8 protein-coding genes are annotated in these 7,669 nt (G+C 70.8%); 5 read left to right on the top strand and 3 right to left on the bottom strand.

What is annotated here, in order from left to right; genetic code table 11:
• Nucleotides 1-153: 153 nt before the first annotated feature.
• Together ACZ63J_RS15375 and ACZ63J_RS15370 are read right to left on the bottom strand one after the other, a co-directional pair.
• Nucleotides 154-918 carry a YcnI family copper-binding membrane protein gene (locus ACZ63J_RS15375; RefSeq protein ID WP_465401002.1) on the bottom strand — a complete coding sequence of 255 codons (765 nt, stop codon included), beginning with the start codon at nucleotides 916-918 and terminating at the stop codon, nucleotides 154-156.
• Nucleotides 919-996: 78 nt separating this feature from the next.
• Nucleotides 997-1,491: a hypothetical protein gene (locus ACZ63J_RS15370; RefSeq protein WP_465401012.1), complete on the bottom strand. Its 495-nt coding sequence runs from the start codon at nucleotides 1,489-1,491 to the stop codon at nucleotides 997-999.
• A 306-nt stretch (nucleotides 1,492-1,797) separates the two neighbouring features.
• Here ACZ63J_RS15370 and ACZ63J_RS15365 point away from each other — a divergent pair, with 306 nt between their 5' ends.
• From ACZ63J_RS15365 to ACZ63J_RS15350, 4 genes are read left to right on the top strand one after another with little or no spacing between them, the layout of a single operon-like run.
• Nucleotides 1,798-2,445 carry an ABC transporter permease gene (locus tag ACZ63J_RS15365; RefSeq protein ID WP_465401001.1) on the top strand — a complete coding sequence of 216 codons (648 nt, stop codon included), beginning with the start codon at nucleotides 1,798-1,800 and terminating at the stop codon, nucleotides 2,443-2,445.
• Nucleotides 2,438-3,604, top strand: a complete 1,167-nt coding sequence (locus tag ACZ63J_RS15360) for an ABC transporter ATP-binding protein (RefSeq protein ID WP_465333139.1) — start codon at nucleotides 2,438-2,440, stop codon at nucleotides 3,602-3,604. The genes ACZ63J_RS15365 and ACZ63J_RS15360 overlap by 8 nt, the downstream gene beginning before the upstream one ends.
• On the top strand, nucleotides 3,601-4,380 hold the full coding sequence (locus tag ACZ63J_RS15355) for an ABC transporter permease (protein ID WP_465401000.1): 780 nt from the start codon (nucleotides 3,601-3,603) through the stop codon (nucleotides 4,378-4,380). Before ACZ63J_RS15360 ends, ACZ63J_RS15355 begins: the two co-directional genes overlap by 4 nt.
• Complete coding sequence (locus ACZ63J_RS15350) at nucleotides 4,377-5,345, top strand: glycine betaine ABC transporter substrate-binding protein (protein WP_465400999.1); 969 nt, start codon at nucleotides 4,377-4,379, stop codon at nucleotides 5,343-5,345. The genes ACZ63J_RS15355 and ACZ63J_RS15350 overlap by 4 nt, the downstream gene beginning before the upstream one ends.
• Nucleotides 5,346-5,399: 54 nt before the next feature.
• Here ACZ63J_RS15350 and ACZ63J_RS15345 read toward each other — a convergent pair whose 3' ends face one another.
• On the bottom strand, nucleotides 5,400-5,861 hold the full coding sequence (locus ACZ63J_RS15345; protein WP_465334319.1) for a DUF6474 family protein: 462 nt from the start codon (nucleotides 5,859-5,861) through the stop codon (nucleotides 5,400-5,402).
• Between the two features lie 91 nt (nucleotides 5,862-5,952).
• On the opposite strand from ACZ63J_RS15345, the gene ACZ63J_RS15340 reads away from it, so the two are divergent.
• Nucleotides 5,953-7,593, top strand: coding sequence for a TM0106 family RecB-like putative nuclease (locus ACZ63J_RS15340; RefSeq protein WP_465400998.1), 1,641 nt, complete (start codon nucleotides 5,953-5,955; stop codon nucleotides 7,591-7,593).
• Nucleotides 7,594-7,669 lie beyond the last annotated feature (76 nt).

Below are 7,669 nucleotides of genomic sequence, written 5' to 3'. Positions count from 1 at the left end.
TGGGGGTTCGTTTTGGGTGGTGGGCGGGGGGGGGTGGGGGGTTGGTGTGTGGGGCGGGTTGCGGGATGCTCTCCCCTTCTCTCCCCCCCCCCCCCCCCCCCCCCCCCCCCCCCCCACCACCGTCAACACCAGCGCGACGAGCGCCTTCCGCATCTAGTTGCTGCCTCCCGACTTGGCCGTGGCCTTGCGGGCCCGGATGGTCGCGCCCGCGCCGACGCCGAGGCCGATGGCGCCGACCAGCAGGCCGGCCCCGCCGAGCCAGCGGGCGGTGCTGTCGGAGGTCGACGCGGCCGCCTGGGTCTGCTCACCGGTCGTCGACGCGGTGTTGGCATCCATAGTGCCGTGCGCGTCGCCCTCCGCGGCCTTCGCGGCCAGCTTGACCGCCGGCGCCGGGTGCTCCGGCTCCTCGCCGCCCGCCGGGGTCGGCTGGTTCCAGTCGACGACCTTGCCGTCGCTGTAGGTCTGGTGCGCCGGGAACTCCACCTCGTCGACGTTGGTGGGCAGCGGGCCGAAGCTGACCTCGAACTCCTGGTAGTCGGTGGCCTTGAGCTCGCTGCCGGGCTGCGAGGTCCAGGTCACCGCGGTGACGGCTTCGGTGATCTGCGTGCCGTTGTCCTTGGTGATCGGGGCGGGCAGCTTCGACTTCACGACGTCGGCGGTCCAGCCGGGAACCGGCTTGGTGCGCACCGAGCCGATGCCGTAGTCGGCCTTGAAGTCGACGGTCACCTTCGTGGTGGTGATCGGCGCCTTCTCCTCGCTCGGCACGCGGAACACGATCGCCGCGTAGCCGCCCTTCGTGGGCTGCGCGCCGTAGACGTTGGCGGTGACGTGCGCGGACGCGACGCCCGTGCCGAGGAGACCGGCGACACCGATGGTCGCGGCGAGGAAACCGGCGCGCTTGAAGACGTGCTGGGACATGGGTTCACTCCTGATGAACTCAAGAAAGGGAGCCGGCGCGGTTCGGGGACCGGCCGGGCAAGGGGGACGAGCTGGGGTTCAGGAGTGGACGGGCGGGCCGCGCCGCCCGCGGATCCGGCGCAGGTCGACGCCGACGAGGTGGTCCGGGGCCGCAGTGCGGGCCGGGATCGGCGAAGGGGCCGCCGAAAGCACCGGCAGCGGGGTGAGCAGCCGCGGCAGGATCGCGCGCAGCACGGCCAGCACCGTGAGCAGCGTCGCGTCCGCGCGGGCGAGCAGCAACGCCGTCAGCACGGTCGCGACGGCGTGCGCGGTGAGCATGCCGAGGCCGGTGCGGCCCGGCATCGTGTACATGTCGTGGTGGCCGGACAGCGTCGTGAGCAGCAGGTGCATCACGAGCTGGGCGGCGCCCAGCAGGGTGATCGTCGCGACGGTCCCGCGCGCCTTGCGGGCGAGCGCCGTCGCCGTCCAGCCGAAGAGGCCGGTGAGCAGCACGGTCATCGCCGGGTCGGGCAGGCCGCCGTCGGCGATCCGGTGCGCGGTGACGGACAGCGCCGCGGCGCACACGGCGAGCAACACACCGCGGGTAGCTCCGAGCACGGCGGGACGCCGTGCCGGACCGTTCATGAGGAGCAGCCTAGGTGACGCGCCACCGGGTGATCGCGCGATCCCGGCAAGTGAGCACACATGGAGTTCACGGCTGCCAGGCCGGATCGGTTCAGCGTTGTTGTTGCCGATCACGCCCGGATAGGGAACGGTGTCGGAATCAACGAGGCCGGGAACGGGGGTTTGGCTTCGGCGCACGGTGGGTATTGAGCCGTCGGTCAGGAGCTAGCCCGTTCGGGTGAAGCCTCACGGACGCGGGCGGGAGTGCGGACACGGATGAATCTCTTCGAGTACATCTCGGACCGGGCGAGCAAGTTGTGGCTGGAGGCCTACCTCCACACCAGCATGGTGGTGCAGTGCACGATCCTGGCGGCCATCCTCGGCGTGCTGATCGGGGTCGCGGTCTACCGCAGCCCGATCGGGTCGGCCGTGGCCACCGCGCTGGCCAGCACGATCCTGACGGTTCCGTCGTTCGCCCTCCTGGGCCTGCTGATCCCGATCTCCGGGCTCGGCCCGACGACGGCCGTCATCGCGCTGGTGCTGTACGGCCTCCTGCCGATCGTCCGGAACACCATCGTGGGGCTCGACGGCGTCGATCCGGCGATCACCGATGCCGCGCGCGGCATCGGGATGAGCCGCTTCGGCGTGCTCACGCGGGTCGAGCTGCGGCTGGCCTGGCCCGCGATCCTCACCGGGATGCGGGTCGCCACCCAGATGCTGATGGGCATCGCGGTGATCGCCGCCTACGCGAAGGGCCCCGGCTTCGGCGCCGAGGTCTTCTCCGGGCTCACGAACGCGGGGAGCACGAACTCCCTGAACCAAGCCGTCACCGGGACGGTCGGGGTGGTCATCCTCGCCCTGATCCTCGACGGCGTCTACGTCCTGATCAAGCGCTTCACCATCTCTAGGGGTGTCCGTGGCTGAGAACGAGGAAGTCTCCGGCGTCGAAATCGAACTGGAGCACGTGACCAAGCGGTACCCCGGCACGCGTGAGGCGGCGGTCGACGACTTCTCGATGGTCGTGCCGGCCGGCAAGATCGTGGTCTTCGTCGGCCCGTCGGGCTGCGGCAAGACCACCACGATGCGGATGATCAACCGGCTGGTCCAGCCGACGTCCGGCCGGATCACCATCGGCGGCGACGACGCGCTGAAGCTGGACGTCGACACCCTGCGCCGCCGGACCGGCTACGCGATCCAGCAGGCCGGGCTGTTCCCCCACTTCACCGTGTCGCAGAACATCGCGGTGGTCCCGGGCCTGCTGGGCTGGGACAAGAAGAAGGTCAACGACCGGGTCGAGGAGATGATGGACCTGGTCGGGCTCGACCCGGCCGACTTCCGCGACCGCTTCCCGCGCCAGCTCTCCGGTGGCCAACAGCAGCGCGTCGGCGTCGCCCGCGCGCTGGCGGCCGACCCGCCGGTGCTGCTGATGGACGAGCCGTTCGGCGCGGTCGACCCGATCACCCGCGGCAACCTGCAGGACGAGCTGCTGCGGCTGCAGTCGGAGCTGAAGAAGACGATCGTCTTCGTCACGCACGACTTCGACGAGGCCGTGAAGCTCGGCGACAAGATCGCCGTGCTGGGCAACCAGTCGTCGATCATGCAGTACGACACACCCGAGGCGATCCTGGCGAACCCGGCCAACGACACGGTCGCGGGCTTCGTCGGCGCGGGCGCGTCGCTCAAGCAGCTGACCCTGCTGCGGGTGCGGGACGTCGAGCTGGCGCAGGACGCGCTGACGGCCGGCGTCGACGAGGACCCGGAGGAGCTGCGCAAGAAGCTCGAAGAGCAGCGCAAGCACTTCGCGCTCGTCCTCGACGCGCGTCGCCGTCCGACGCGCTGGGTGCACGCTCGCGACCTCCGCGCCGGGGCGTCGCTGGCCAACGCCGGCAAGCCGCTGCGCGACATCGTCAGCCTCCAGTCGACGCTGCAGGACGCGCTCGAGGCGATGCTCGCCGAGGGCGGTTCGGTGCCGGTGACCGGCGCGCGCGGCGAGTACGCGGGCACCATCCAGCTCGACACCGTCATCTCGACGATCCAGCAGCTGCGCGACGAGCACACGAACGGTGAGGAGGTGTCCGCATGACGGCTGCCGTCGATACCGGTTTCAGCACCGAGTCCGGCTCCAAACGCGCGGAACGCGTCCGGCTGTTCGCGCAGCCCGGTGTGGTCCTGCTCATCGTCGCGGTCACGCTGATCTGGGTGTTCTCCAGCGGCCTCACCGCGACCGAGAAGGAGACGCTCAACGCGTCGTCGCTGCTCACGGCGTTGTGGGACCACGTGCTGATGACGCTCGTGGTGACCGCGATCGTCGTGGTCGTCGCGGTGCCGCTCGGGGTGATCGTGACCCGGCCGTGGGCACGGTTCCTCGCGCCGATCTTCCTCGCGATCGCGAACATCGGCCAGGCCGCGCCCGCACTCGGTGTGCTGGTGCTGTGGTTCATCGTGACCGGCGCGGTCGGCGGGCTGTGGGTGGCGGCGCTGCCGCTGGCCTTCTACTCGCTGCTGCCGGTGCTGCGGAACACGATGGTCGGTATCCAGCAGGTCGACCCGGCCCTGATCGACGCCGGCCGCGGCATCGGGATGTCGGCGAGCGCGGTGCTGTGGCGGGTCGAGCTGCCGCTGGCCGTCCCGCTGATCCTGGCCGGTCTGCGCACCTCGCTGGTGCTGGCGGTCGGCACCGCGACGTTCGGCATGTTCGTCAACGCCGGCGGGTTCGGGCTGCTCATCGACACCGGGTACAAGCTGAACCTGACCTCGGTCCTCGTCACCGGCTCGGTGCTGGCCGTTGCGCTGGCGCTGCTGGTGGACTGGCTGGGCGCGGTCGCGGAACAGTTCTTCGGACCGAAGGGGCTGCGATGAAACTCCGGCGTTTGACGGCGGCCCTCGGTGTGGCGGTGCTCGGCACGACGCTCTCGGCGTGCGGGCTCACGGTCAACCAGGGGGTGCCCTACGACATCCAGCCCGGCACGATCCAGCCGATCCCGTCGCTGCAGGGCCTGAAGGTGACGGTGGGGTCCAAGGACTTCACCGAAAACATCATCCTGGCGTACCTGTCGGAGATGGCGCTGACCGCGGCGGGCGCGGACGTCGTCGACCTGTCGGACATCAAGGGGTCCAACTCGTCGCGGCAGGCGCTGCTGTCCGGGCAGACCGACGTCACCTGGGAGTACACCGGCACCGGCTGGATCAACTACCAGGGCAACGAGCTCCCGGTGCCCGGCGGCGAGAAGGCGCAGTACGACGCGACGGCCAAGGCCGACGAGGAGAAGTTCGGCGTCAGCTGGCTGAACTACTCGCCGCTCAACGACCAGTACGCCTTCGCCGTCACCGAGGCGTACGGCGCGAAGAACAACCTGAAGACGACGTCGGACCTCGCGGCGTTCCTCAAGCAGAACCCGGACCAGAACCGGTTCTGCCTGGAGACGGAGTTCACCAGCCGCCAGGACGGCTTCCCGGCCGCGGTGAAGGCGTACGGCTTCCAGAGCCCGAAGATCGAGAACTTCGGCATCGGCACGATCTACTCGGCGGTCGCGGGCGGCACGTGCCCGGTCGGCGAGGTGTTCACCACCGACGGCCGGATCTCCGGGCTGAACCTGCGGGTGCTCGAGGACGACAAGAAGGCGTTCCCGCAGTACAACGCGGTCCCGACACTGCGCACGGAGTTCCTCAAGGCCCACCCGGAGATCCGCGGTCCGCTCGAGACGGTCGGCGCGGCCCTGGACAACCAGCAGATGGTCGAGCTGTGCAAGCAGGTCGACGTCGACGGCCAGGACGCGGGCAAGGTCGCCCACGACTGGATGGTCAAGAAGGGCTTCGTGAAGTAACAGCCAGACGACGAACGGCCCCGGCGCGCGCCGGGGCCGTTCGTCGTCTCCGGCTCAGATGCCCAGCCGGTGCAGCAGCTGGCCCTCCAGCCGTTCCAGCTCGCCGGCCACCGCCCGGTGGGCCGACTTCCGCCGGGCCGCTGGCATGCGCTCGGCCGCGCGGACCGTCGCCGACAGCTGCTCCAGCGTCCCGAGCGAGTCCTTCGCGAAGTCCTGGTCGGCCTTCGACGCCTTGTCGGACTTCTGCAGGTCACGGCAGCCCTCGGCGAGGCCGGCGATCCGTGCGTGCAGCGCCGCTCCGCGCCCGGTGTACTCGCCCAGCTTGTCGACCGCGACCCCGAGCTTGCGTGCCTGGTAGCGGTCGTACATCTCCCGCGCGGCGCCCGCCGCGCGCACCGCGTACGGCGCGACGACCGGGATCACGGCCGGGCCGAGCACCTTGGCCACCGCGACCGCGTTCTTCGCCTTCTTGGGGGTGAATCGGCCTTCACCCTCGACCTTGGCCTTGCGCGCCATGGCACCCTCCTGCGACGTGTCGAGGTCGAACTTACTGTGCGCCAGGGTGGCGGGCATGTCGGCTCGGCCGGGGGAATCTAGAGTGATCTCCATGAAGGGCGAGGTGGTACTCGACGCGGGAGCGGTCAGCCGCTGCCGGCGACGGGTGCACCTCGAGCACGACCCGACGATGCGCGAGGTGCCGCTGTCCCCGCCGGACCCCACGGCGCAGCAGCGGATCGCCGACGCCACCGCGCACCGCGAGGACATCGTCACCCGGCTGATGGCCGCCAACCCCGGCGCCTGGGTGAAGATCGGCCGTGACCTCCCGGCTCACGAGCGCGTCGAGCAGACCGAACGTGCTTTTGCCGCCGAGGCGCCCTACATCTGGGGCGCGCTGCTGCCGGTCGACCCGGCCGGGCACCGGCGCGGCGGCATCGACCTGCTCGTCCGCACCGGCCGCGGGTACGTCCCGGTGCTCGTCGTGCGCCACCGCATCACCGACCGCGGCGCCGGCGCGATCGTCACCGGCCTGACCGACCTCGACCCGGCGAACCGCGGCTCCGACGAGGGCCGCAAGGTCCGGTCGCAGCCGCGTGACCAGCTGCGGCTGGTGCACATCCGCCGCATGCTGCAGACGCTCGGGCAGGCCGACGAAAGCCTCGTCGTCGGCGGCGTGATCGGCCTCGACGCCGACGTCGTCGTCTGGCACGACCTCACGGCGGGCACCTGGCCGGGCGGGCGCAGCGCGCTCACCGAGTACCAGGTCCGGTTCGCCGACCGGCTCGCCATCGCCACCGCGGCCGCGAACGGCGAGGAGCCGCTGGCCGAGCCGTCGCGCGTGCTGGAGTGCCGCCGCTGCCCGTGGTGGCCGACGTGCGAAGCGCTGCTCACCGAAACCCGCGACGTCAGCCTGGTGGTCCGCGGGGAGGACGCGATGGAGCTGCGCCGCGCCGGCGTGTCCACTGTGGACGAGCTGGCGGCGCTCGACCCGGCGGGCGAGCCGCCGGCGGTGAACTGGACGGGCGTCACGTTCCCGGATGCCGTCGTGCTCGCCCGCGCCTGGCTGGCCGACCTGACGCTGGTCCGCCGCGTCGACCGGGTCGAGGTCCCGCGCGCCGACGTCGAGGTCGACGTCGACATGGAGAGCTTCGGCGACGCGGGCGCGTACCTCTGGGGCTGTCTGCTGAGCGGCGCCGACATCGGGCTGGAGCCGGGCTACCGCGCGTTCGCGACGTGGGACCCGCTGCCCACCGGCGACGAGGCGCGGTCCTTCGCGGAGTTCTGGGCGTGGCTCACCGACGTCCGCGAGCGCACCGAAGCGGCGGGCCTGACCTTCCGCGCCTACTGCTACAACGCGCTCGCCGAGAACCGCTGGCTCTTCGGTTCGGTCGAGCGTTTCGGTGACCACCCCGGGGTGCCCACGAAGAAGGCCATCCAGTCCTTTGTGGACTCCGAGGAGTGGGTCGACCTCTTCCGCAGTGTCACCGACCAGTTCCTCTGCTCCCACGGCAAGGGCCTGAAGGTGATCGCCCCGGTGGCCGGGTTCTCCTGGCGTGACCCCGAAGCGGGCGGCGAGGCGTCGATGCGCTGGTACCGCGACGCGGTCGGCATGGACGGCGAAATCCCGGACGACGGCCAGCGCGTGCGCCTGCTGCGCTACAACGAGGACGACGTCCTCGCGACCCGTGCCCTGCGCGAGTGGATCGACGCCCGAGCGCAGACCGAAGTCCCGTACATGTTCGATCTCTGAGTAGTTCGCCGACTAAGACACTTGTTTGTCGAGAGGCATGTCGGTACAGTCGGCCTTTCCGAAGGTCTCCGTTACG

The organism is Amycolatopsis sp. NPDC104863 (assembly GCF_055582965.1).
This window is presented reverse-complemented; position numbering and strand designations above follow the sequence as displayed.

Coding starts and splice junctions, on each gene's coding strand:
- ACZ63J_RS15365 (WP_465401001.1), top strand. CDS start 1,798: ATGAATCTCTTCGAGTACATCTCGGACCGGGCGAGCAAGTTGTGGCTG.
- ACZ63J_RS15375 (WP_465401002.1), bottom strand. CDS start 918: ATGTCCCAGCACGTCTTCAAGCGCGCCGGTTTCCTCGCCGCGACCATC.
- ACZ63J_RS15345 (WP_465334319.1), bottom strand. CDS start 5,861: ATGGCGCGCAAGGCCAAGGTCGAGGGTGAAGGCCGATTCACCCCCAAG.
- ACZ63J_RS15350 (WP_465400999.1), top strand. CDS start 4,377: ATGAAACTCCGGCGTTTGACGGCGGCCCTCGGTGTGGCGGTGCTCGGC.
- ACZ63J_RS15355 (WP_465401000.1), top strand. CDS start 3,601: ATGACGGCTGCCGTCGATACCGGTTTCAGCACCGAGTCCGGCTCCAAA.
- ACZ63J_RS15340 (WP_465400998.1), top strand. CDS start 5,953: ATGAAGGGCGAGGTGGTACTCGACGCGGGAGCGGTCAGCCGCTGCCGG.